16 protein-coding genes are annotated in these 23,567 nt (G+C 66.1%); 4 read left to right on the top strand and 12 right to left on the bottom strand.

Annotated features, from left to right (window positions below):
• Positions 1 to 3: 3 nt before the first annotated feature.
• The gene (locus ACEN98_RS21300; protein ID WP_413386967.1) at positions 4 to 906 is read left to right on the top strand and encodes a LysR family transcriptional regulator; all 903 of its coding nucleotides are present in this window, start codon (positions 4 to 6) and stop codon (positions 904 to 906) included.
• 90 nt (positions 907 to 996) lie between these two features.
• Here the strand turns inward: ACEN98_RS21300 and pcp are convergent, their stop codons facing one another.
• The 3 genes from pcp to ACEN98_RS21285 are packed head-to-tail and all read right to left on the bottom strand — an operon-like array spanning position 997 to position 3,330.
• Positions 997 to 1,668 (bottom strand): pyroglutamyl-peptidase I, encoded by a 672-nt coding sequence (gene pcp / locus ACEN98_RS21295; RefSeq protein ID WP_413386966.1) that lies wholly within the window; start codon positions 1,666 to 1,668, stop codon positions 997 to 999.
• Between the two features lie 7 nt (positions 1,669 to 1,675).
• On the bottom strand, positions 1,676 to 2,632 hold the full coding sequence (locus tag ACEN98_RS21290; RefSeq protein ID WP_413386965.1) for a DUF979 domain-containing protein: 957 nt from the start codon (positions 2,630 to 2,632) through the stop codon (positions 1,676 to 1,678).
• Complete coding sequence (locus ACEN98_RS21285) at positions 2,632 to 3,330, bottom strand: DUF969 domain-containing protein (protein ID WP_413386964.1); 699 nt, start codon at positions 3,328 to 3,330, stop codon at positions 2,632 to 2,634. Before ACEN98_RS21285 ends, ACEN98_RS21290 begins: the two co-directional genes overlap by 1 nt.
• Positions 3,331 to 3,535: 205 nt before the next feature.
• Between ACEN98_RS21285 and ACEN98_RS21280 the strand changes: the two genes are divergently transcribed.
• Positions 3,536 to 4,699 carry a hypothetical protein gene (locus ACEN98_RS21280; protein ID WP_413386963.1) on the top strand — a complete coding sequence of 388 codons (1,164 nt, stop codon included), beginning with the start codon at positions 3,536 to 3,538 and terminating at the stop codon, positions 4,697 to 4,699.
• Here ACEN98_RS21280 and ACEN98_RS21275 read toward each other — a convergent pair whose 3' ends face one another.
• On the bottom strand, positions 4,700 to 5,002 hold the full coding sequence (locus ACEN98_RS21275; protein ID WP_413386962.1) for a YciI-like protein: 303 nt from the start codon (positions 5,000 to 5,002) through the stop codon (positions 4,700 to 4,702). It lies immediately after the preceding gene.
• 117 nt (positions 5,003 to 5,119) lie between these two features.
• Here ACEN98_RS21275 and ACEN98_RS21270 point away from each other — a divergent pair, with 117 nt between their 5' ends.
• The gene (locus tag ACEN98_RS21270; protein ID WP_413386961.1) at positions 5,120 to 5,422 is read left to right on the top strand and encodes a PAAR domain-containing protein; all 303 of its coding nucleotides are present in this window, start codon (positions 5,120 to 5,122) and stop codon (positions 5,420 to 5,422) included.
• Positions 5,423 to 5,534: 112 nt separating this feature from the next.
• The gene (locus tag ACEN98_RS21265; protein WP_413386960.1) at positions 5,535 to 6,077 is read left to right on the top strand and encodes a DUF2231 domain-containing protein; all 543 of its coding nucleotides are present in this window, start codon (positions 5,535 to 5,537) and stop codon (positions 6,075 to 6,077) included.
• Here ACEN98_RS21265 and ACEN98_RS21260 read toward each other — a convergent pair.
• From ACEN98_RS21260 to ACEN98_RS21225, 8 genes are all read right to left on the bottom strand, one after another.
• Positions 6,074 to 9,457 carry an arabinofuranosidase catalytic domain-containing protein gene (locus ACEN98_RS21260; protein WP_413386959.1) on the bottom strand — a complete coding sequence of 1,128 codons (3,384 nt, stop codon included), beginning with the start codon at positions 9,455 to 9,457 and terminating at the stop codon, positions 6,074 to 6,076. The genes ACEN98_RS21265 and ACEN98_RS21260 overlap by 4 nt on opposite strands.
• A 137-nt stretch (positions 9,458 to 9,594) precedes the next feature.
• Positions 9,595 to 11,658: a beta-galactosidase gene (locus tag ACEN98_RS21255; protein ID WP_413386958.1), complete on the bottom strand. Its 2,064-nt coding sequence runs from the start codon at positions 11,656 to 11,658 to the stop codon at positions 9,595 to 9,597.
• Positions 11,659 to 11,687: 29 nt separating this feature from the next.
• Complete coding sequence (locus ACEN98_RS21250) at positions 11,688 to 14,798, bottom strand: glycoside hydrolase family 2 TIM barrel-domain containing protein (RefSeq protein ID WP_413386957.1); 3,111 nt, start codon at positions 14,796 to 14,798, stop codon at positions 11,688 to 11,690.
• A gap of 8 nt (positions 14,799 to 14,806) precedes the next feature.
• On the bottom strand, positions 14,807 to 16,492 hold the full coding sequence (locus tag ACEN98_RS21245) for a glycoside hydrolase family 43 protein (RefSeq protein ID WP_413386956.1): 1,686 nt from the start codon (positions 16,490 to 16,492) through the stop codon (positions 14,807 to 14,809).
• A gap of 26 nt (positions 16,493 to 16,518) precedes the next feature.
• Complete coding sequence (locus ACEN98_RS21240; protein WP_413386955.1) at positions 16,519 to 16,713, bottom strand: hypothetical protein; 195 nt, start codon at positions 16,711 to 16,713, stop codon at positions 16,519 to 16,521.
• 29 nt (positions 16,714 to 16,742) lie between these two features.
• Complete coding sequence (locus ACEN98_RS21235) at positions 16,743 to 17,849, bottom strand: glycoside hydrolase family 43 protein (RefSeq protein ID WP_413386954.1); 1,107 nt, start codon at positions 17,847 to 17,849, stop codon at positions 16,743 to 16,745.
• Positions 17,850 to 17,857: 8 nt separating this feature from the next.
• Positions 17,858 to 18,493, bottom strand: coding sequence for an NF038129 family PEP-CTERM protein (locus ACEN98_RS21230; protein WP_413386953.1), 636 nt, complete (start codon positions 18,491 to 18,493; stop codon positions 17,858 to 17,860).
• Positions 18,494 to 18,505: 12 nt separating this feature from the next.
• A complete protein-coding gene (locus ACEN98_RS21225; protein WP_413386952.1) occupies positions 18,506 to 23,503 on the bottom strand; it encodes an OmpL47-type beta-barrel domain-containing protein in 4,998 nt (1,665 codons plus the stop codon).
• Positions 23,504 to 23,567: the final 64 nt, after the last annotated feature.

Raw genomic sequence — 23,567 nt, 5'->3', positions numbered from 1 at the left:
ATCATGTCGATCGACCTGAAGCAACTGAAATACTTCCTGGCGGTGGCCGAAGAAAAAAGCTTCAGCCGCGCCGCCGAGCGCCTGCACATCTCGCAGCCGCCGCTGTCGCAGCAGATCATGAAGCTGGAGAGCGAACTGGGGGTGCGCCTGTTCGCGCGCACGACGCGCAGCTTCGAGCTGACCGTCGCCGGCAAGGCGCTGATGCACGAAGCGGCCGACCTGCTGGGCCGCATGCGCATGACCATCGACACCATCCGCCAGATCGACCGCGGCGAAGTGGGCCGCCTGCGCGTGGGCATCGTCGGCTCGGCGATGTGGGGCCCGATCCCCAGCCTGCTGGAACAGTTCCAGAGCCAGTTCCCGCGCGTGACGTGGACGATCCACGAACTCGGTCCGAACGACCAGTGGGACGCGCTGCGCGGCAAGCAGATCGACGTGGGTTTCTGGCGCGAGCCGAAGATCGACGAGGACATGCTGAGGAACGCCGGCCTGCGCCAGGAACTGGCTTTCCGCGAAGACGTATGCGTCGCGATCAACGCCCAGCATCCGCTTGCGCAGCAGGAGGCGATCGAGCTGATAGCCATCGCCGACGAGCCGATGCTGACCCTGCACCTGGACCAGTCGGCCGAGCCGCGCTACCTGATCCAGTGCTGCGTCAACGCGGGCTTCCAGCCGACGATCTTCCAGGAAGCCGCGGAGCCGCAGACCCTGCTCGCGATGGTCGGCGCGGGACTCGGCGTGGCGCTGATGCCGGCGACGACGAGCCGCATCGGCTGGCCGGGCGTGCGCTTCCTGCCGGTGCGTACCAATCCGCCGTCGGCCAATCTGTACATCACGTATCCGACGCAGGACGATGCGCCGGTGGTGCGGGCATTCCTCAAGATCCTGCATCCGGCCGGAGAATAACCCGTTGGGTGGGCGGCCCTCCGCCCGCGCGCAACGCCGGCGATATGCGAACGTCGCGCGTGGGCACGGGGTACCCACCCAACGCGCGATTCAATGGGTAGCTCCGCCGGCCTCCGCCGTATCGGTCTCCGTCACCACCGCCACCTCCACCGCAATGCGAAGCGCGTCGACGATGTCGCGCAGCGCCATCGACGGCGGCCGCTCGGGGCGATCGGCCGCCTGCTCGGGCAGGAACGGCACGTGGATGAAGCCCGCTTTCACGGGTTGCCCGACCGCGTGGTGCATCAGGCCGTAGAACACGTGGTTGCACACGAACGTGCCGGCCGTCTGCGACACGCCGGAAGGAAAGCCGCGCAGGCGCAGCGCCTTCACGATGGCCTTGACGGGCAAGGTGGTGAAATACGCTGCCGGGCCGTCGGCCGCGACGGGCGTGTCGACGGGCTGGTTGCCCGCGTTGTCGCGGATCGACGCATCGTCGACGTTGATGGCCACGCGTTCCAGCGAAATCTCGGAACGCCCGCCGGCCTGGCCGACGGCGATCACGATGTCGGGCTTGACGCCTGCGATGGATTCGCGCAGCACGTCGAGGGCGGTGCCGAACACGCACGGCAACTGGCGCGCGACGACCGCGAAGCCCGGCCCGGACCAGCCGTCCAGCGCGCGCACGGCTTCCCACGACGGGTTGATGGCGGCGCCGTTGAACGGTTCGAATCCGGTCAGCAGGACGGTCCTGGTGGGTACTTGGGTGGTGGGTGTGGTCATGGTCGGCTCATCGATACATCAGGAAGTACAACAGGACGATATTCGCGCCCAGCAGCGGCAACGCGGTCGGCAGCTGGGCCTTGATCACGGCATTCTTGTCGGGCAGTTCGAGCAGTGCCGCCGGCACGATGTTGAAATTCGCCGCCATCGGCGTCATCAGGGTGCCGCAATACGCGCTGAACATGCCGATCGCGGCCATCACGGCCGGGTTCGCATGATACGCCCCGACCAGCACGGGAATCCCGATGCCGCCCGCGATGACGGGGAACGCGGCAAAGCCATTGCCCATCACGACGGTAAATAATGCCATGCCCACGCAGAACGCGGCGCAGGCGAGCAGGCGCGAATCGAGCGGAATATAGCTCGTCGCGACGTGGGCCACGGCCTTGCCCACGCCCGCCTCGGAAAACAGCAGCCCGAGCACCGCCAGCATGTGCGGCAGCACGACGGCCCAGCTCATCGCATCGATCAGGCGCCGTGCCTCGCGCACGCCCTGCAGCGGCGTCGCGCGCGTGAGCCAGCACGCGAGCGCCAGCGCGGCGATGCTGCCGCAGCCCATGCTCACCAGGGTCAGGTTCTTCGGGTCCAGCAGGTAGCGCATGCCGACGTGGACGTCCTTCAGCACGACGGAACCGAGCATCGTCACGACGGGAATCGCCAGCGCCGGCACGAGCAGGCGGTTGCCCAGGCGCGCCGCGGTGGATTGTCGTTCCGCTTCCGGCAGGACGTCCGCCTTCCCCGGCCGCACGAAACCGAACCCGGCGACGAGCGCCATCGAGATCATCAGCACGCCCGCCACGCTTGGGGCCAGGCGCTCGCCCAGCAGGTAGACGAGCGCGTACAGGCCCCAGAACAGTGCCGTCGTGTAGCGGCGCGGATTCGTCTTGTCGCGCAGCGTCATGAGCGCGCACGCGGCGAACAGGAGGCCGACGAGCAGGTAGAAAAAATCGAGCGCAACGAGCATTACGCAACCTCGTTTGCGGTCTCGCGGCGGATGCGGGCGTCGAGCCGGCGCAGGTTCCACGCGTGGATCACGAACGCCGTCACCGCCGTCGGGATGCCCCACAACGCCATGTGGATGGGATCGACCTCCAGGCCCTCGGCTTTCAGGATCGTCTGCATCAGCACGATGGCGCCGAACGCGACGAACACGTCCTCCCCGAAGAACAGGCCGACGTTGTCCGTGGCCGCGCTCATCGCCCGGATGCGCTGGCGCAGCGGTTCGGGCAGGTGCCCGTGGCGCGCCTCGGCCGCCGCCTCGGCCATCGGCGCGACGAGCGGACGCACCATGTTCGGATGGCCGCCCAGGCTCGTGAGGCCGAACGCGGCCGCCACCTCGCGCGCCAGCAGGTACACGGTCAGCAGACGGCCCGTCGTGGCCGAGCGGATGCGCGCGATGCTGGCCTGCGCGTGCTCCTTCAGGCCGAAGCGTTCCAGCAGGCCGATCGCGGCCAGCGGCAGCAACAGGATCAGCGGCAGGTTGCGCGTCTTGATGAACGCCGTGCCGAGCGACTCCAGCAGGTGCAGCAGCGGCAGGTGCGCGGCCCAGCCGGTCACGCCGCAGGCCACGATCACGACGAGCACCGGATTGGCCCGCAACACGAATCCGGCGGCCACGGCCGCGATGCCGAGCAGCGGCCACAGGTTGACGGCAGATTGCATGGTCCTCCAGCGGTTGTGGTTGCGTGCGGAATCTTAACCTAGAGCTAGCTCTGCGCCGTTCGTGTCTTGTGCATCCGGTGATGCCGTCGCTTCGCCACGACGCGCCGCCGACCTGCACACAAGCGGGCGGCACGCTTTGCGCGCACGCATGGCGTACCAGGCGATGCGCGCTAAGCTCGATGCCGTTTCCATCCGGGGTACGGCCATGACAGTCTTCGAACGCGCGCTACGCTGGGTTGTGTCTGGCTTCCTGCTGCTGGGCTTGTCCAGTTGCGGCGGCGACGTGGGCATCGGCATCGGGATCGGCTGGTTCCACGAGCCCGACCATCCATGGCCCGACCATCCCGACTGGCCCAGCTGGCCCGACCGGCCGCAGGGCGCCACGGGCCTGTTTCCGATCGCGGGCGACGTCTGCGGGCAATGCGCCGGCTCGCAGGATGGCACAGGCGGCGCTGCGCGCTTCAACGGTCCGCAGGGCATCGCGGCGGACGCGGCGGGCAATCTGTACGTGGCGGAAAGCGCCAGCGCGACCGTGCGCAAGATTTCTCCCGACGGTGTGGTGACGACGCTGGCGGGCGCACGCGGCGCCGTCGGCTATGCGGACGGCGCCGGCGCGGCGGCCCGCTTCAACGAGCCGAGCCGGCTCGTCGCGGACAGCAACGGCAATGTGTACGTGACGGACAGCGGCAATGCCGTCATCCGCCGCGTGGCGCCGGACGGCACGACGACGACCATCGCCGGCGACGGCACCTGCGGCAGCGCGGACGGCAAAGGCACGGCGGCGCGCTTCTGCAAGCCGCGTGGCATCGCGCTGGACCGCCTGGGCAATCTGTGGGTGGCCGATACCGGCAACCACATGCTGCGCCGCATCGACGCGGGCGGCAACGTCACGACGGTCGCCGGCACCCCGGGCGTGTGCGGCAGCCGCGACGGCAACGGCGGGCAGGCGCAATTCTGCGAACCGCAGGACGTGGGCGTGGACAACTGGAACAATGTCTACGTCGTCGACACGGGCAATTCGACGGTCCGCATGGTGAACGACAAGGGCATCGTGTCGACGCTGGCCGGCCAGCCGGGACGCTGCGATGCGGTGGACGGCAGCCCGGGCGTCTCGCGCCTGTGCGCACCGGGCGGCATCGCCGTCGACGGCAACGATTTATACATCGCCGACACGGGCAACTCGACGATCCGCCGCATCAACCTCGACAACGTGACGAGCACCGTGGCCGGCGTGCCGGGACACGCGGGCATCACCCTCGGCGCCCTGCCCGGCAGCCTGGACCGGCCGATCGGCGTGGCGCTGGCGCCCGACCGCTCGATCGCGCTCACGACGCACAACCTCGTCGTGAAGCTGTTGCCGGCGAAGTAGTTACGCTGGACGGACGGGGTTGCTGGCCTGCTCGCCAACGACCGTGATCCACGGCCGCACGTGCCACTGCGTGACGAGTCCATTCACGACATACGGATCGGCATGGGCGAAGCGCTCGGCGGCGTCCGACGATTCGCCGCTGAACAGCAGCACGGCCTTGTCGCCCGGATCGGCCAGCGCACCGGCGATGACGATCTCGCCGCGATGTTGGGCTTCCCATGCCAGCTTCAGGTGTTCGTTGCGGAATTCGCCGCGGCGTTCAAGGTAGTCCGGGGCCAGGTCGTAGATCAGCAGAAAGTGCACAGTATGTCTCCGTAAAAACGCGTTGGTGCCGGACATGGTAATCGCTTCGGCGCGGCGGCGTCGTGTCAAGGCGGTTTGCACAACGTCGACCGCGGCAGCGCATGACAGCATTGGGAGATGAAAAGACATCACATCACACTGGGTGCGCCCACCACGGCCGACGGCACCGTGACCTCCGCGAGCGCGCGGGTCTCGATTAACGGCGTCCGCGTTGCGCTGGAGGGCGATACGATCGCTTGCCGGACCTGCGGCAGCACGGGCGTCATCCGCTGCGTCGGGCCGCGCATTCCGGAGCGCTACAACGGCAAGCAGGTCGCGCTGGAGAACGATCTGTGCATCTGCAACTGCCCGAGGCCGCCCAGGCTGGTTGCGAACCAGACGATCAAGGCGCAGTTCATCGACGATGGCGCGATGCCATGACCGACCGTGCCCCACGGTACCGTGCGTAGCCGATACCCGGCCTTATGCCACACTTTGCTTCTCCCGCCGGCTCGCCTGTCCTGGTGCCGGCACCATCTTTTCCGGAGGAAGCATGCCAAAATCGACGATTGCCGGCCATCCGCTGCACCCGATGCTGATCGTGGCGCCGGCCGCCCTGATTCCGTTCGGTTTCATCCTCGACGCCATGCACCGCGCGACGGACAACGACGACTATGCGAACGCCGCCTTCTACAGCCTGACCGGCGGCCTCATCGGCGGTCTCGCGGCCGGGGTCGCCGGGGCCATGGATTACCTGGAGATCGAGAACGAGACCGAGGTCAAGCAGACGGCCAACGTCCACGCGATGCTGAACGGCGGCGCACTTGCGGTGACGGCGGCCAACCTCGCGCTGCGGCGCAACGGCTACAAGCACACGGGCGGGTCGCTGGCACTGTCGGCGATCGCCGCCATCGGCGTGGTTGTGTCCGGCTGGTTCGGCGGCCGCATGGTCTACGAACAAGGGATGCGCGTCAAAGGCGTCAGTCCCGTCGAGCATGCGCCCGAGGCGAAGATGCTGCCGGGCGACGAGCGCGTCGTGCAGGCGCTGCACGACGTAGAACGTTACGCGCCCTCGTCCGACCCCATGCTGCACTAGAGCTGGGCAGCTCGACGGCGGACAGGCTTGTTGGCGGCGCCCGGCGTCGCCAGCTCGTCCGCCGCCGTCATCACCGTGCCTGCCGGATGGGCGTTGGCGAGCGGACGGGTGAAGACGAGGCCGGTACCCGACACGCTGGCGCCCGCGTCATGGGCGCGCGCCAACGGCGCCTGGAGCGTCAGCTTGCCCGATCTCCACCCCGCCTCCACTGCGGCGACGACACCCTGCTCTTCCTCCGCGCCGCTGCCGATGACCACTGCCTGGCCCACCGTGAACTGGCGCGCATCGTCGACCCGGACGACCGTGGAGCCCTTGCCCGCAGACGCCGCTGCGCGGGTGAGCCCGGGCGAACCGACCGTCGCGACCGTCAGGGTTTCGGCATGGTCGCCCGCATCGATGACGACGGCCTGGCCGGGCGCAACATGCGCGACCGTGTCCACCTTGACGCTCGTCGATCCCGCCGTCGTCGCGCCTGTCCGGACCGAGACGGGCGTTACAAAATCCACGCAGTCGTTGTCGCTGTCCTGGCCGTCGGGATAGCGTCCCGTGCTGCCCTGGGTCGCATCCACTTTCGCGAGGACGCCGCTGAACGGGATGCCCGGGAGGGAGCGCTCCCCCGTTTGCGCGGCGCGGATACCCGGCGCTTCCGCGTGACAGGTGGCGGCCTTGCCGGCGGCGCCGCGGAATCCACCGGATGCCCACGGGTCGACGAGATCGCCGTAGTTCAGGCTGTCGACGACATGTCCCCCCGCATCGCGCAGCACCATGCTGCCCGCCTCCCGGGACAACACCGGGCCGCCGAACCACTGGTTCGGTGTGCCCTGGAATCCCGCGCTGGTCACGGTGTCCACGCGCACGACGGCATCCGTGTCATGCGCACGCGCCAGGGCGCGGTCGAGCACGATCCCGCTGCCCGCCGGGCGCACCGGCTCGTTGCTCGAGTGCGCATGGCGGGTGGCGGGGGTGAACGTAATGCCGGTACCGCGCACGCTGAACGGCAGGTTGGCGGCATGGTCGTACTTCAACGGCGTCGCCAGGTCGAGGCCCGTGCCCGGTTCCACGAACGGTTCGTTGGCCACGTGGCTTTGGGCGAGCGCCGGAGAAATGGTCAGCGTGAGGTCGCCGCCCGGCCTGCCGTCGACGCGCACGATATCCACGGTTTGGAGCTTGCCGGGCGCGCCGATCACGGCCTTGCCGGCCGTGTAATCGACGTTCGTCTTCGTGGGGAAGCCGATCGCGCCATGCACGACGATCGTCGTGGCGCCCGCAGCGGCGTCGCGGGCCAGGCTCGTGCGCCGCGCGGCCGTGCCCACGTGCTTGACGGTGACGACGTCGATGCCATGATCGGCGCTATCGATGTCGAGCCGGATCTTGTCGCCGGCGGCGATGCCATCGGTCGACGTCACCTGGATATTGGTGGCCCCTGCCGCCGCGTCGAGACCGAGCCACGCCTGGCTGCCCGCCGTGCCGACGCCCGTGATGGTGACCTTTTCGTAATGTTCGGTCGCGCGCCCGTCGACGGGATACGACATGCCGTAACCAAGGGCAAGCGTATCGCCTACGGCAAAACCTTCGGTGCTGGTCACGGGGACGCTCGTCGAACCGGCGGGAATGGTGATGATGGGACCGTCGGGCAGCGGCTGCCACAGCGGCGTCGCCTGGCCGGCCGCCGTGCCGACGCGGACGACCTTGCGGGTTTCGTCGCCGACCACGATAGTGTCGCCCGGCTTGATGCCATCGACGTTCCGCACGTGGATGGTCGCATCGCCCGGCTGGGCAGGCAGCACGAGGCCCGAGTTGGACAAGCCCAGTACATAGAAGCCGTGCGGCGCCAGCCGGGTCCCGGCAGGCATCTTCACCTTGGAAAACAGCGGCTCGCGCGTCGCGTGTTGCGCGAACGTCCAGTTCGAGATATCGACTTCTTTCTCGCCGGCGTTGTACAACTCGATGAAAGCATTGGTCGCGTTAGTGCGCGCGCCGTCGCTCAGGCGGAATTCGTTGATTTTTACCGGCGCCACATTGCGCACCTTCGCCACGGCCGATTCAGTGCGGCCTGCCCACGTGGCCACGCCTTTCAGGTCGCCATTGAACGGCGCGGCACCGGATGTCACCTTGAAAACAGCATGCGCGCTTTGGCCGGGCGCGACCGCGTCGGCGATGGTTTTCGCGGCCGCGTCGACATGCCAGCCCTTCGGCACCGCCAGGGACAGCGTGACGCCCCGCACGGGCTGGCCCGTCGTATTCGTGAACGTGACCGCCAGGTCTTTGGACGCCAGCGGCGCGAACGTGTGCAGGCTGGCCGGGGCGTCGGACGCCGCTGTGGCCCCGACACTGACGGCTGCGACCTCGTAACGGGCGGCCGCCACGTTCTGCGCGACCAACTGGTCCGTCTCGTTGGACGGATACGTCCGCGGCGCCGTCATCGCGCCTTCGTAGAACGTACCTTGCGACGCGGTACTGTTGTCGCCGCCATTGCCGAGAAGGACGGCGCCCTGCTTGCGCATGGGATCGTAGGACGCATCGATCCGGCGGCCTTCGTACATGACGGCCAGTTGTCCCCGCTGGGCATCGCCGCCCAGCGTCGCCCAATGTCCGGGCTTGCCTTTCGTGACGGCCGTGATGAAGCGCGAACCGAGGGTGGGCAGGTTGGCGCACAGCTTCGATTTGTCGTCGTTGACGCAACCGACGAGATTGTTTTCATGGTCGGCCATCACCCAGGGCCCGGTCCCGCTGCCGCGATACCACCCTTTCGCGTTGCCGAAATAGATCGCTTCCATGGTGCCGTTGTCGTCGTCGATGCTGTCGATCTCGCCGTTGCCATAGTCGAAGCAGCAGGCACCGTTGTAGTGATAGCCATTGATGACGGCATATTGCCCACCCGCCTGATCGTCGACGGGCACGCCGTGCGTATCGTTCAGGCGCAGGCCCATGCCCGGCGCGATGTACACGCCATAGACCTTGTGCCCCATGATGGTGACCGGCGCCAGGTCCGCGAGCGGCAGGTTGTCCATGCCGCCAAGCGCGGGCCCGGTCCACGTGCCGCGCGGCGCCTGCACCAGGTGATTGCGCTTGCCCGACTGGTCGTACAGGATCGTGATCCAGCAATAGGTGTCGGCGCAAAACGCGTCCTGCGCCGCCGCGTTCGCATAGCCGGCGCCTCGCACGACGCCGATGTCGCGCGTTTTGCCGTCCGACTGGCGCATGACCTGGTACAGCGGGCCGTTGTACGCGGCATAGAGCGCGCGCGTGGTGCTGTGCGCGGCCACGCAGGGCGCGCCCGCCTTCGCATAGATGTCGCAAGGGCCCTCGGGCCGCGCCGCGCTGGCGCTCGTGGCGGCCAGCATGAGCAACAGGCCGGCGGCAAAATTCAGGATTCGCATGAATTCGTTCTTTTCAAAGGTCGACCAGTTATCGATAGCCAAACGCGGAATCATCCATCGTAGAGCGAACTGGATGCTGTTGGCCAATCGTTTTTTCTTCTTGATCCATATCGGATTTGCAATCCGTGCACCCGGCGCTATCGGTCTTTCGTTGCCTGCACCAGTTCAACCCCATACGGCGCGAGGTGCAGACTGCCCTGCCAGCTTGCTTTCGAAAGAACACCCGTCCATTGCCCGTCGAGCGGTACGTCCCTGGCGTCGCTCGTGGTATTCACATACAAGACCCGTCCGTCCACCGCGCGCGCGAATACGCCGTCCGGTGTCCTGGGGCCGGGCACGATCCCCAGTTCCGCATACAGCCCCCGATACAGCGGCTGCATGATGGACGGCTGGGCCGGCGTTGCGACGTAGATCGCCTTGCCCTTGCCGAAGCGGTTGACCGTGATGGCGGGAGGCGCACCTTCGACATTCGAAAACCGCGCCACGACCTGGGCGGTGGACGGCTCCAGTACCTCGTAGAAGTGGATCGTGGTCTTGAATGCGGTGCCGTCGATCGTGCCGGTCAGCGGCTCGTTGCGCTGGTAGAACTCCCTGGTTGTCAGGCCGAAGACATCCGCCAGGCGGCCGGGCAAGGGGGTGTCGTACCACTGGGCGGTCTCGTCGACCTTGTCCGAGAACGCCGTCATGACGACCGTGCCGCCATTGCTGACGTAACGGCGGACGGCATCCGTCGCCGCACGGTCCATCAGATATTCGCCGGAGATCACCAGCAGCTTGTAGCGATCGAGATCCTCGTGCCCGATATTGATGACGGCAACGTCGATATTGTCCTGGTACAGCGGGCCGAACGCGTTGTGCTTCTGGTCGATGTATGGCGTGGTGTAGTAGCGCTTGACGGCGTTGCCGGCGATTTTCGGCGCCGACGCCGCCCTGGATTCGAACGAATAGGACATGGCGATCCGGGGGGCAGGCTGGCGCGGGAATCCCAGGCCCTGGATCGTCTTGAATTCGGCGGCCATGGTGCCCCATTCGGCCAGCCGCCAGGAAGGCGTGCCGTCATGATCGAGGAGGCCCCAGAACGCCTGCTCCTCGCCGCCGCGATGCGTGTTGAAGGTCCACGCCAGCGCCGCCTGGCCGCCGTTGAGCAGGCCGAAATAGGCCCACATGCGCGACCTGCCCTTGACGCCGTGCGACGCGAAGCCGCCGGTCTGGAATTCGTTGAACCAGATCGGGGTCGACAGCGCGCCCTTCATCAACAGGGTTTCGAAGGCGCCGGGGATCGCCTCCGTGTGGTAGTAGCCGAACGCGCCGTAGCTGACGTATTGGCGGTGCGTCGCGAGATAGTCGAATCCCTTGTTCGCATGGACGTCGTACAGGTTCGAGATGGCCGGCTTGTCGGGGACGTTTTTCGCGCGGACGGCTTCCAGGTCCTTCAGCACCCCGATCGTCACGTCCGACCAGAAGCGGCGCAGGTCGAGATTGCGTTCGTTCGGACCCGGTCCTTCGAAATACGGAAGGCGCACCTGGTCCCAGTCGCTGATGCGGCGCGACCAGCGCTGCGTCGCCCAGGCCTTGTTCAGCGCCGGCAGGCCACCATAGCGGTCCTTCAGCCAGCGGATGAAGCGCTGGCGGGTGGGCTCCGAATACGACATGAAGCTCGCGCCGATCTCGTTGTCGTAGCCGATGGCCAGCAAGGCCGGATGGTGGGCGTAGTGCCTGGTCAGCGCATCGCCCAGACGTTTGGCCAGGCGCCGGTAGTCGGGGTCGCTGATGTCGTCCATGTAGCGCGTGGCTGGATACAGCGTCGTGCCATTCTGCGCGACGATGTCGACGCCGGGATATTTCTGATGCAGCCACAGCGGCGCCGGCAGGCCGGGAATGTCGAGAACGACCTTGATGCCGGCGGCCTGCATCTGGTCCATGACGGCGTCGAACGCCTCGAACGTGAAGACACCGTCGGCCGGTTCGAAATAATCCCAGGATAAATCGCCCATCCGGACCACCGAGAATCCGGCCGCCTTCATCAACGCGATGTCGTTGCGGATCTGCTCCGGCGAGCGGTCGACCGGCTGGTAGCACGTGCCGATAAACAGTTGCCCCTGCCCTGGCCAGTCCTTGTGCCCGTCGGCGCTTTGCGCGCATGCCGGTCCCGCGATGGCCAGCGCAACGACGGCCGCCGAGAGTAATGCCTTGAATGTCATGCCATGTTCCCTGTCGTATCTTTGTTGAATCACCACGCTCCCACCGGCTTGACGGTGAAGCTGTAGCTGAGGGGTTTGAGCGGAATGCGGTATTTGACGAGCGGACGGCCTTCCAGCGACCAGCTGGTATCGCCACCGAGGCCCGTCTGCACGGCGTCGATCAGCATGCTGCCATTGCCGTGCGGGACAATGTCGGCATCGTGCCGTTCGCCCGGCTTGCGCAGATACAGGTCCTCATAGGGGAAGGCCAGTACGTTGACGGACAGCGGCTGCGCCCCCGCGACGCGCACGCCCGCGCCGGCCTCGTCGGTGAGACGGAACCAGCGGACGCCGGTCTTGTTGCCGCTTTCCTGCGGCCGCACGTAATGCTGGTACTGGTCGGCGACCGCGCCCTCGTACAAGCCGAGCGCGGCGCTGGTCCGGCGGTCGACGTAGGACTCCTGCGGACCTCGGCCATACCATTCGATCCGGCTCAGTTGCGGGGCCGAGTCGAAGCGCAGGCCGATCCGCAACGGGTCCGGCAAATCGTCCTTGAGCGGCGTGAACGTGCTGTCGACGGCCAGGCTGCCGTCGCCCAACAGGCGGTACGTGGTGTCGAAGTGGACGAAGCCCGCGCCCAGGACGAAGTGCACCGTGACCGTGCCGGGGGCCACGTCGACCTGGGCGACCCGGCGGGTCTCCGTCATCCGCTTCCACACCGCGTGCGATTTCTCCACGCCCGCCCCGTCGTCGTTGTCCGTCAGGCCGCGCCAGAAATTCGGCGTCCCGCCCGTGAACAGCGTCCTGTCCCCGGCCGAATACGCCACCAGCCCCGTCGCCTTGTCGATGGCCAGGCTGGCACCCGCGCCCGTCAGCCTGACCGCGGCGTCGTCCTGCGCCATGTCCACCTTGCCGGCGGCCGGCGCGGCGGCCGGTTGCGCCGGGGCGATCACGAATTGCGAGAACCCCAGGACTTGACCCGCCGCGACGCCGGGAATGGCCCCGGCCTTCGCGTGGCCGCGGATGGTCAGCACGCGTTCGGCGCCCGGGCTTTTCGGCAGCGCCGGCAGGTCGAGCGCGACCTCCTCGCTCTGCCCCGCCTGGGCATTCGCCCGCACGAGTCTGCCGCTGGCCACTGCGCGGCCGTCGTCGGTGAGCGTCCAGACGAAGTCGAAGCCGGACAAGTCGTTGAAGTCGTACCGGTTGACGAGGGTGAGCTTGCCGCTCGCCGGATCGCCCTGGAAGACGAAGGGCGCGTGTACCTGTTGCACCTCGTAGTACTTGGGATACGTGGTGCGGTCCGCCCGGATCAGGCCTTTCGCGACATGGTCGCTGCCGTCACCGCGTTGCGGATTGAGATCCAGGCCGGTGGCCCAGTACGTGCGCCCCTGGGCATCCCTGGCATACACGCTTTGATCGACCCAATCCCAGATGAAGCCGCCCTGGAGCTTCTTGTGGGAACGGATGACCTGCCAATAGTCGTCGAAATCGCCCAGGCCATTGCCTTCCGCGTGGGCATATTCGCACTCGATCAGGGGCTGCGTGAAGCGCGGGTCGCCGGCGTAATCGCGCAGCTTGTCGATGTCGTCGTACATGGGGGCATAGATGTCGACGTACGCGTTCGGCCGGTGCACCTCCTCGTGCGTGCCCACGCCCAGGAAACTGATCAGCCGGGTCGGATCATTCTTGCGGATCCACTGCGCCGCCGCTTCGAAATTCGGGCCGATACCCGACTCGTTGCCGAGCGACCAGAAGATGACCGACGGATGATTCCGGTCGCGCGCGACCATGCGCGTCACGCGGTCCAGCTGGGCCGCCCGCCAATGCGGCTTGTACCCGAGCAGCATCGCTTCGCGCGCCGGACTGCCGGCCCGGTCCCCGGCCTGCATGTAGCCGTGGCTTTCCATGTTCGCTTCGTCCAGCACGTACAGGCCGTACTCGTCGGCGAGATCGTACCAGCGCGGATCGTTCGGATAATGGGAGGTGCGCACCGCATTCAGGTTCGCCTGCTTCATCAGCTCGATATCCTTGCGCATCAGCGCTTCGGAGAGCACGTGGAACGTCACGGGATCATGCTCGTGCCGGTTCACCCCCTTGATCATGATGCGGCGGCCGTTGACCTCCACCTCGCCGTTGCGGATCTCGACCGTCCGGAATCCGATCCTGCGCGCCGTGGCCGAGATCAGCCTGCCTTCGGCATCGAGTACCTGGATCACGAGACGATAAAGGTTCGGCGTCTCGGCCGTCCAGCGCCTGACAGCGGGGATCTCGCCGCGCAGGCTGGCCGGTTGCGTCGCGCTCCCTTGCGCGCGGCTGCTCAGGACGGCCGTGTCGCCGTCGTACACGGTTGCGACCACGGTCGCGTCGCCGGTGACCTGCGCATCGAGCGCGAACACGCCGTTCACGTAAGCCTTGTCCAGCCCGGCCGTGACGACATAGTCGCGCAGGCGGGTCGCCCCTTCCGCATACACGTAGACGCTGCGCTCGATACCCGCGACGCGCCAGAAATCCTGGTCTTCCAGGTACGAGCCGTCGGCATACCGGTACAGCTCGATGGCAATCGTGTTCCTGCCCGGCTTGACGAACCGGGTCAGGTCGAACTCGGACGGCAGTTTCGAGTCTTCCGCATAGCCGACCTTCGTGCCGTTGACCCAGACGTAATAGGCCGCCCCGGCCGCCCCGATGTGCAGGAAGACTTGCTGCCCGGCCCAGCCGGCCGGAATCTCGAAGTCGCGCCGGTACGAACCCACCTCATTCGCGTCGTGCGGGATGAACGGCTCGTTCATGGGAAACGGATACTTGATGTTGTAATACTCGGGCAAGCCAAAGCCTTGCGCCGCCATCATGCCGGGCACCTTGATGGTCTTCCACGCCGACACGTCATAGCCCGGCTTGTAGAAATCGGCCGGGCGGTTGTCGACGCCTTTCGTCCACGTGAAGCGCCAGGTCCCGTCCAGCGAGCGGTAGCGGCCCGATTTCGCCATGTCGCCGGCCTTCGCCAGTTCGACGCTCTCGTAGTTGAAGAACGTCGATTTCATCGGCTCGCGGTTGAGCGCGACGACCTCGGGCTCTTCCCATTCCGCGGCATCGGCGGCGTGCCCGGACGGCATGCAGAGAACGGAGAGGGCGAACGCGATCGCCACACGGGGTTTGCCATGCATTACCTGCTTCATTTCTGTGAATCCCGGGAGGGTGCCTGCTCGTTGTACAGGCCGATCACGGTGCCGACGAAGCCACCCGCCAACTTCGTACTCAGGAAGGTCGCATCCACGCCGGTCGCCAGGCGCTTCCACCGGTCCTTGCGCAGCGCATAGGAGGCGGCGAGGACGCCGCCGTCGATGGACAGCCTGAGGTAGACGGGCTGGCCGGCGCCGGCGAGCGGCGCGCGGGCCAACACGCGTCCCTGCTGCGGATCCTGCGCCGTCTTGCGCACGCTCAGCGCCACCATGTCCCTGCCCTGCTCCCGCTGGACGCCGAGGAACAGATACGCGTCGTCGCTTTGCATGGCGACCAGTCCGGCGCGATCGCCGTCGCGGTCGGCCGTGTAGCGCAGTGCCGTGCTCACGGTCGCAATGGCGTGGGCCTGCTTGCGGCCGACGAACGCGGGCACGTGATGGATGTCGCCGATCCCTTCCGCACCGGCTTTCAGCACCAGGTCCCCATGCTCCAGGGTGTAGGGCGTGGCGGCGGGGATGCGCACGCTCATCCAACCCAGGCCCAGCTTGCGGCCCGTGAAATCGTCGCGGTAGGCGTAATCGCCGCTGAGCGGCTGCGCCGGGCGCGGCGCCGGCGGCAGCCTGGGGCGCTCGACCACGAAGGGGACCGGCTTGCCGCGTTCCAGGATGACGGGCCAGCCGTCCTTCCACGTCACGGGAAGCAGGAACGTCTCGCGGCCGATGTTGTACAGGTCCGGTCCGTAGTTGCGGGTCGCCAGGAACACCGACCACCACTGTCCGTCCGGCGTCTGCACGAATTCGGCGTGCCCGGCCGTTCCGACCGCGTGCGCGCGCTGTGCCGGCAGGTCGCGTTGGGTCAGGATCGGATTGCCGGCATAGCTTTCGTAGGGGCCCGTGATGGCGCGGCTCCTGAACACCACTTCGGCATGCTGCTCGCCGGTGCCGCCCTGCGCGTCGATCAGGTAGTAGTAGCCGTCCTTCCGGTACAGGTGCGGCGCCTCGGTCCAGAACGGCCTGGTGGAGAGGTCCGCGCCGCCGTCGATGATCTGCCAACGCGGCCCCGTCATGGACCTGGTCGCCGGGTCGAACTCCTGCAGCCAGATGGCGCGGTGCCCCGGGTAGAGGGCACCGTCCCTGGGCGCGCCATTGTTCACGATGTACGCCTTGCCGTCCTCGTCCCAGAACAGCGACGGATCGATGCCGTCGAATTCGAACGTGACCGGATCGGACCACGGGCCGGCCGGGTCCTTGGCGGTGATGACGAAGTTCTTGCGATTGGTGCAGACGATGTAGAACAGGCCGTCGTGATACGAGATCGACGGCGCCATCAGGCCGGCCGACACCTTCATGCCGGAAAAGTCGACCTGGCCCGGACGGTCGATGGCGTTGCCGATCTGGGTCCACGTCACCAGGTCGCGCGAATGGTAGATCGGCAGGCCCGGATAATGGACGAAGCTCGAGGTGACCAGATAATAATCGTCGCCCACCCGCGTGATGCTCGGATCGGGCGCATACCCCGAGATGACCGGATTGACGAACTGGCCCGGCGCCGGCTTTGCCAGCGCGCTTTCCTGGCTCTTCCCGCTGTACGAGTAATAGTCGAACCTCGCATCGCCGGCATGCGCCGGCAACCCGAGGACCAGACCGGCGCACGCGGCGGTCGCGATCAGATACTTCATCGATATTCCTGTTCTAAAAATATGAGCTACGGGTGGACGAAGGTGCGCACCGTGTCCGTCGTGGCCAGTCGGACCGTCGCCCGTTCCCCAGCGCCCGCGGTCGCTCCGGCCCCGGCGCCGCATCCCGACAAGCCGAGCGGGCCGAGGACCGCCAGGCCCAGCGTACCCGCGCAAAAATTCCTGCGCTCCAACGACATTTCTTGCTGATCTTTTTTTGCCATGTCATCCCCTCTCTCTGCGTGAAGGTGCTTCAGCGTGTCGCCGGCCTGGCGCCGAAATAGGCCTGCAGGCGCGCGAGTTCAGCCGCGGTGATCGGCATCACGGCGCCATGCTTCGGCCCCGTGAAGTTGGTCGCCTTCATTGGCGAACCGGGATCGTTGAAGCGGCCCAGGTTCTTGTAGGTGACGAAGTCCTTCGTCTCCGAGAAACCCATGTTGTTCGGCTTCGCGCCGAACACGTCGTACATCAGCACGTACGTGTCGGTGCCGATGCGGCGCCATACCGTGGGAGCCTCGCACGGCACCGTCTCCGGGTCGACCTTGCGCGGATCGAAGACGAAGCCGCCGTTGATCCGGCCCGACACGGCATGCCGCAGCCCGCCCGGCGTGTCATGCGCGACATAGAACAGGTGGTAGTTGTCGCCCACCCTGGTGATGTCGCCGTCGATCGTGCTCTTGCCCGGCTTCGGATACGTGAACAGGGGCTGGGGCGCCGTCTCCAGCGTCGTGAAGGCGTCGTTGGCGTACGAGTAGACCATGTGGTTGTCGCCCCCCTTCACCCGCGTCGTGTAATAGACCATGAGCTTGTTCTTCTTCGTGTCGAAGATCGTCTCGGGCGCCCAGGCGGCGCCGATGTCGCCATAGGCGGGGAACAGCTCGCCCGGGTGGACCTCGACATGCGTCCAGTGGATCAGGTCGTACGATTTCATCAGGATCAGGCCGCGGTTGTTACCCCAGCCGTATTCCTTGGACCGCTCCCATGGCGTGCTGCGCAAGCCTTCCTTCTGGGCGAAGATGTGCAAGTCCGTCATCGACATGTAGAAGGCGTTGTCCGGCCCGCGCATGATGTGCGGATCTCGCACACCCTTCTGCTCGGCGATGTCCTTCCCCAGCACGACGGGCTCGCCCCCGTTGACGTCGGTGAAGTTGTAGCCGTCCGTCGAGGTGGCGAAGTGGATCGCGTGGTCCTCGTCGCGGAAGAACACGAACAGGTAGGCGGCCAGGTCGCGCTCCGCGGGCGGGTGCGCCTCCGCGAGCGGGGCGATCTTCGACACCAGTTGCAACCCGGTCGCGCCGCCCGTGCCGGCGGACAGCGCCAGCCCGAGGCCGACGACGGCATTCAGGAAAATATGTTTCATTGAAGTCTTCATGGTCGGTTTGCGGCAGGAGCCGATGCGAGGCCCTGCCGTTGCAGCGCCAGCACTATCGCCGCCATGCCGATGGCCATCAACAGCCAGTCCGCCGGTTCCGGCAACAGGGTCACACTGTCGTCGAACACGGTGGCCAGCACGTCGCCGCCCGCACCGACGACCGGTGGCGGCGTCCACAGGAAAGCGGCGAGCGCGCCGGTAGCGGGGTCGAAGTTGCCCAGGTAGTTCGCGCCATCGAACGCGGCGACCTTGAAGACCGACGCGTAGCCGGCGCCCGGGTCGACGGCCCCCGTGATCGCCAGGTCGAAGGACACGATGCCGCCGAAGGTGGCCGCATGCGACAGCAGGTTGAGCGTGTCGTTGCGGAACTCGTAGCCTCCGCTCACCTGGTCCACGCCCCACTGGATATCCGGCGTCGCGGCGAGACCCACCAGGTTGCTGACCACCGCGGTGGCCAGCGGCGCGCCGGCGATCGCGCTGAACTCCATGTCGATATAACCGTTCGTCGCGCCGAACTTGGAGGTATTGATCGACACGTGGAGGATGCTGGCCGACGCAGCGCCGCAACCTGCCGCCAATGCCAGTGCCAGCGCCACGCGCCCCAGCAGCCGTTTTTGAAGATCGAAGATCATGACCGGCACTCCTTAGAAGTTACCCATGAACAGGGAAGGCGTGTAGCCGATGACGGCGCGCCCCGGGTTGCTGAACGTCAGCGGAACGTTGACGCTGGCGCCGGGACTGAGCGAGCCGGTCAATGTCACGTAAGGCGCACTACCGCTGGTGCCGCTGGCATTGTCCAGCGTCACACCGCTGGTCAAATTGCCCAGCATGACCTGCAAGGGACTGGACAAGGTCGTCGACGTGATGTTGGTCACCGTCACGCTGCCGACGTACTTGCCCGTGGTGCGATTCAGCGTCGCGCCGTTCTGCGTGAACTTGACACTGGCAGTCAGATCGATCGGGCCGATATTGACAGCCAGGGTGCGCGGCGCCTCCGCATTGCCCGCCTGGTCCACGCTCCAGTACTCCACCATGTGGGTGCCCTTGGCGCTGAGCGTCACCGAACTGCCGCTTTGCTGCGCGCCGCCATCCACCTTGAACCAGGTGGTGACGCCGGGATTGGCGTCGGCCGCGGTGAAGCCGAGCGACACATCCGAGCCATACCAGCCATTCGCCGGTGCGGCCGGGCTGCTGGTCACCGTGGTGACGGGCGCGCTCTTGTCGATGACGACGGTGATGCTGTGCGGCTGCTCGGTGTTGCCGGCCTTGTCCACGCTCCAGTACGTCAGCGCATAACTGCCTTCGTAGCTCAGCAACGCCGCATTGCCCGTCTTCTGGGCGCCGCCATTGGCCTTGAAATAAGTGGCGGCAGTACCGGAGCCGTTGTCGGTGGCGGTGAACAAGACGGTCGTATCGACATTCACCGGCACCTTCGGCGCATTGTCGCTGGTGACGGGCGGGGTGGTGTCGGCACCCTGCACCGTACCGTGGAAGCGCACCTCGTTCAGGTTGCCGTACCAGGCGGCGCCGTTCCAGATACGGATGTAGCGATACGGCACGCCACCCGCGATCGGGAAGGTCTGCCACTCGAGTGTCGCGGCGGCGCCCGTGGTCAGCGTGGTCCAGTTGGTGTTGTCGTTCGACCCCTGCACCACCGTGTATTTCGCACGGGTGTAATACTGGTCCTGGCGCGCCAGCAGTTCGACGCCCGTCAGCGTGGCCTGGTTGCCCTTGAAGTCGAACGTGATGGAGCCGCCCGAGCCGCTGGTGCCGAGGCGGTAATCCGTCCCGGTGCCGGCATTCGCGTCGAACAGGTAGCTCGTGATCGTCGCGGTGGATGCCGCCGACCGGTTGGCGGTGCTGTCGATCAGCGTCGTGCTGGTGGTCAGGTTGCGCAATACGTCCGACTCATCGACCAGGTACAGGACCGTACCGTCGCTCACCTCGGTCAGCGGATAGCCGGCCTGGCCGGACGCCGTCGTGTAGGCGACCTGGAATTTGACCTGGCCGGGCGCGGTTCCCTGCGGCAGCGTGGCGGTGGCGACGAAGTTGACGTTGTCCGTCGTCGCGACGGTGGCCGGCACGCCCTGGATGGTCGCGGTGACGTTATTGACCGCTTCCTTGGCCGTGAAATTCAGCTTCACCGTGCTGCCCGGGACGATACGCGTGCGCAGGGCCTGGGGCGAGCTGATCGAGGCGGTCGCGATCTTGTTGGTCGATGCGACCACGCCATACAACTTCAACTCGTTCATGTTGCCATACCAGTTGCCGCCGTCGAAGACACGGATGTAGCGGTAAGGCTGGCTGCTGGTCATGGACAGGGTCTGCCAATCCGCGGTCGCCACGGCCGGGCTGGAAATCGTGTCCCAGCTCACGTTGTCGTTGGAACCCTGGATGACGGCGCCGCCGATCCTGCCGTAAAAACTGTCCTGGCGGGAAAGGAGTTCGGCCTTGGACAGGGTCACCGTACCGCCCCCCTTGAAGTCGAAGGACACCCAGGCGCCCCAGCCGCTGCCGTTGACACGGAAATCGGTACCGGTGGTGATGTTGTTATCGAACAGATAGCCGGCCACGGTCAGCAGGTCCGACATGCTCCTGCCACTCGAATCCTTCGGCACGGTGATGGCGAGGGGATTGCTGATCATGCCAGTCTCGTCCGCGACGAACAGCGAGGTGGCATCGGTGGTGAACAGCGTCGGCTCGGCATCCACGCCGGCGGCGGTCTTGTAGTTGATGAGGAACTTCACATTGCCGGCCGGCGCGCTGTTATTGACCACCCAGGTGGCGGTCCAGTTCAGGTTGTCGGTGGTGGTCACGGTGGCGGGCTGGCCCTGCACCGTCGCCACGACGTTGTTGATCGGCTCGCTCGACGTGAAGGTCACCTTGACGGTATTGCCGGCGACCACGCGTTTCTTGAGCGCCTGGTCCGAACTGAGCGACACCGACGTCAGCTTGTTGACCGTCGGATAGCGCGTACCGAAGATCCGGAATTCGGACATCTCGAGAATGGCGAATGGCTGATACACGGGGACGAACGGCTCGATCATCTGCATCTTCAGGAACCGGAACTTCGTGGTCTTGACCTCATCCGAGACCGGCAGGTCCTGCATGAAGTCCGTCCTGACGGACAGGCCCGGGGTCAGGCGGGTCCAGTTTTCCTTGTCGTTGGAACCGAAGATGGCCACGCCGCCGGTACGCTCGGGGAAGCCGCCGACCGTCCGGACCTTGAAGTCATCGGCCGCGACCTTGAAGCCCGGGCCGAAATCCATGTTGAAGGTCAGGTTCGGCCCCCAGCCGCTGCTCGTGTCCTGGCTGTTGTCCACCAGGTTCGGGATCAGGTTGGCGGCGAAATCCGAACTGAAGAACATCTTGCGGAAGTCCAGGCTGCCATCGCTCAGCAGCGGGTTGACCTGCTCGAGCCCCGCGGCCGCGGTCCGCAACGCCGCCAGCTTCTGGTAGAACACATCGTCGCTTGCGGTGTTGATCACGTTCATCATGTCGGCGTACGCGGCGTTATAGGCCGGCAGCGTCGATTCGACATAGGGCGTGCCTGCCACGTAGGGAGCGGCGGCCCGGTCGACCGCGCCCTGCCGGCCCGCGTCGACGATGACCGTGACGGTCTTCATCGTCACCGTGGTGCCGTCCGATGCGCTGACGTAGAAGGTATAGGTGCCGGCCTGGCCCGGATTCCAGGAGAATGCACCGGTGGACGTATTGAAGGACGCGCCCGCGGGCAGGTTGTCGGCCTGGTACGTGACGGTCTCGCCGGTGCCCGGGTCGGTTGCCGACAGGTCCAGCGTAGCCGCTAGCGTGGCTCCCGCATAGCTGTAGAGCGTCTGGTCGGCGGTGCCGATGTTGAATACCGGCGGGGTCAGCAAAGTGCTGGCCTTGACGTTGACATGGTCGACGTCGACCGTGGTGCCGTTGCCCGTGATCGTCAGCGGAATGTAATCGTTCACGTTGCCGGTAAAGATCACGTAACGCCACTCGCCGTGCGTGTTCGGCAAGGGGATGGTGGTACCGTAGTTGTCCATCAGCGCCGTGCCATTGGTGCGGACGCGGATGCCGTAGTAAGTCGCGCCATAGCCGTAGCCATACACGGAGACCTTGGTGCCTTCCGGCGCCGCGGTGGCCCGGATAAAGGTCGCGGAACCATCGTTCACGACGGCGGACCGGCTGTCCAGCAAGCGGTAGCGGTCCTCCGCCTCGCGGTACGGGTCGGTGGTCGGCTTCACCAGATACTGGGCCCCTTCGGCTTCCGCCGCCTTTGGAATGCCGATCCAGAAATCGCCGCCGCCGTCGGGGCTGTCCCAGCCATAGCCGATGCGGTCGGTATAGAACCTGGTGAAATTGGGCGCGCGCTGCGCGATGTCGACGCCACGGCCATACTTGTAGTAATAGAACGGCTCCCAGTAGTTCAATCCGGACCTGCCGCGATATGCCCACGACACGGCTTTATAAACAATGGTCGGGTTGCCGGCTTCGTCGGTATGCGAAGCGGTCGGGATCCAGGGGATCTCCAGGCCCGTCATGTAAGAGCCGAACAGTTCGGCGGCGTCGAGGATGCGGTCGTTCAGGAATTCATAGGGGCCGACCGCATTGGCTTCGGTGGACGGCGTACCCGAAACGGGATCGACCTTGGTGCCCTGTGCCATCATCAGCCGCGCCAGGATGCCGGCATTGGTGATGTCGCCGCCGCCGTGCGCCTGGTCGCGGCCCATTTCGACGTGCTGGACTGCGGGCGTGACGTCTTCGCCGGTCAGGTCGTTTTTCGTCACCAAGCGGAACAATTGCTTGATGGAGCCGTTCTGCCCCTGGTCCACTGCGTCCTTGTTCACCGTGAACCATTCGACCGACTGGTTGTACAGGTCCCGGTTCTCGGAAAAGATGGCGCCGGTCATCGCGGCGATCGTCGTGTACAGGTGCTGGTTCATGAACCGGCAATTGCAGCTGTTGAAGGTCTGCACAACCGGGATCACCAGGTTGTTGGTGAACCTGGTGGTGTCGTCTTCCGTCCACGCCAGCGCCGGCGTCTGCGTGGTCGTGTAGCGCAGGATTTCCGCCCCGCTCACCATCTTCTGGAGCGGGATGCCCGTGTGGATGTGCGAATCCGTGTAATACGCGTACTGGGCCGGGTCCATCAGCTCGTACAGCCGAAGGATGCGCATCGCGTTGGCGCGATAGATATCGTCGCCGGTCACCAGATACAGGACGGCCTGCGTATAGACCGTGTTCGCATCCTGGATGAACAGTTTTTCGATCCCCTGCGTCGAGATGCCGTAGTAGCGCGGCTGCGTGGAATCCGTGGAGCTGATGTTGTAGATCGCCGGCGTCTTCGAGGCGGCGCTGGAGAGCAGCATGCTGTTGAAATAGGTATTCCACGGCTCTTTTTGCGCACGCACCTCGGCCCGCATGTTTTCCAGCTGGTCCCTGGTGAATCCGATGCCGGGATGGCGGAAGCCGCTGGCGTCGACCCGCTCGCTGAGCGCCGGCAGATAACTGGTGGCCAGCGTCTGGATCGTGTCAGCGGCGTAGGCGCCGCCAACCTGGATCGTCAACAGCATCGCGGCGAGGCTGGCGGCCAAGGCGATCCGGCCGACGTGCCGGCACGGTCCCGCGGGTCCGGTTCTGGTTCTCTTCATAGTCTCCACTCCTGGTTTTATTTATTCGACAGGTGACTCGTGCAGCCCGCGGCCGCTCTAAGTT

Origin of the sequence: Massilia sp. CT11-137 (assembly GCF_047302885.1) — a bacterium.
Lineage (GTDB): Bacteria > Pseudomonadota > Gammaproteobacteria > Burkholderiales > Burkholderiaceae_D > Telluria > Telluria orientalis.
This window is presented reverse-complemented; position numbering and strand designations above follow the sequence as displayed.

Coding starts and splice junctions, on each gene's coding strand:
- ACEN98_RS21245 (WP_413386956.1), bottom strand. CDS start 16,492: ATGAAGTATCTGATCGCGACCGCCGCGTGCGCCGGTCTGGTCCTCGGG.
- ACEN98_RS21300 (WP_413386967.1), top strand. CDS start 4: ATGTCGATCGACCTGAAGCAACTGAAATACTTCCTGGCGGTGGCCGAA.
- ACEN98_RS21285 (WP_413386964.1), bottom strand. CDS start 3,330: ATGCAATCTGCCGTCAACCTGTGGCCGCTGCTCGGCATCGCGGCCGTG.
- ACEN98_RS21230 (WP_413386953.1), bottom strand. CDS start 18,493: ATGATCTTCGATCTTCAAAAACGGCTGCTGGGGCGCGTGGCGCTGGCA.
- ACEN98_RS21265 (WP_413386960.1), top strand. CDS start 5,535: ATGCCAAAATCGACGATTGCCGGCCATCCGCTGCACCCGATGCTGATC.
- ACEN98_RS21235 (WP_413386954.1), bottom strand. CDS start 17,849: ATGAAACATATTTTCCTGAATGCCGTCGTCGGCCTCGGGCTGGCGCTG.
- ACEN98_RS21270 (WP_413386961.1), top strand. CDS start 5,120: ATGAAAAGACATCACATCACACTGGGTGCGCCCACCACGGCCGACGGC.
- ACEN98_RS21240 (WP_413386955.1), bottom strand. CDS start 16,713: ATGGCAAAAAAAGATCAGCAAGAAATGTCGTTGGAGCGCAGGAATTTT.
- ACEN98_RS21290 (WP_413386965.1), bottom strand. CDS start 2,632: ATGCTCGTTGCGCTCGATTTTTTCTACCTGCTCGTCGGCCTCCTGTTC.
- pcp (WP_413386966.1), bottom strand. CDS start 1,668: ATGACCACACCCACCACCCAAGTACCCACCAGGACCGTCCTGCTGACC.
- ACEN98_RS21255 (WP_413386958.1), bottom strand. CDS start 11,658: ATGACATTCAAGGCATTACTCTCGGCGGCCGTCGTTGCGCTGGCCATC.
- ACEN98_RS21250 (WP_413386957.1), bottom strand. CDS start 14,798: ATGCATGGCAAACCCCGTGTGGCGATCGCGTTCGCCCTCTCCGTTCTC.
- ACEN98_RS21280 (WP_413386963.1), top strand. CDS start 3,536: ATGACAGTCTTCGAACGCGCGCTACGCTGGGTTGTGTCTGGCTTCCTG.
- ACEN98_RS21260 (WP_413386959.1), bottom strand. CDS start 9,457: ATGCGAATCCTGAATTTTGCCGCCGGCCTGTTGCTCATGCTGGCCGCC.
- ACEN98_RS21225 (WP_413386952.1), bottom strand. CDS start 23,503: ATGAAGAGAACCAGAACCGGACCCGCGGGACCGTGCCGGCACGTCGGC.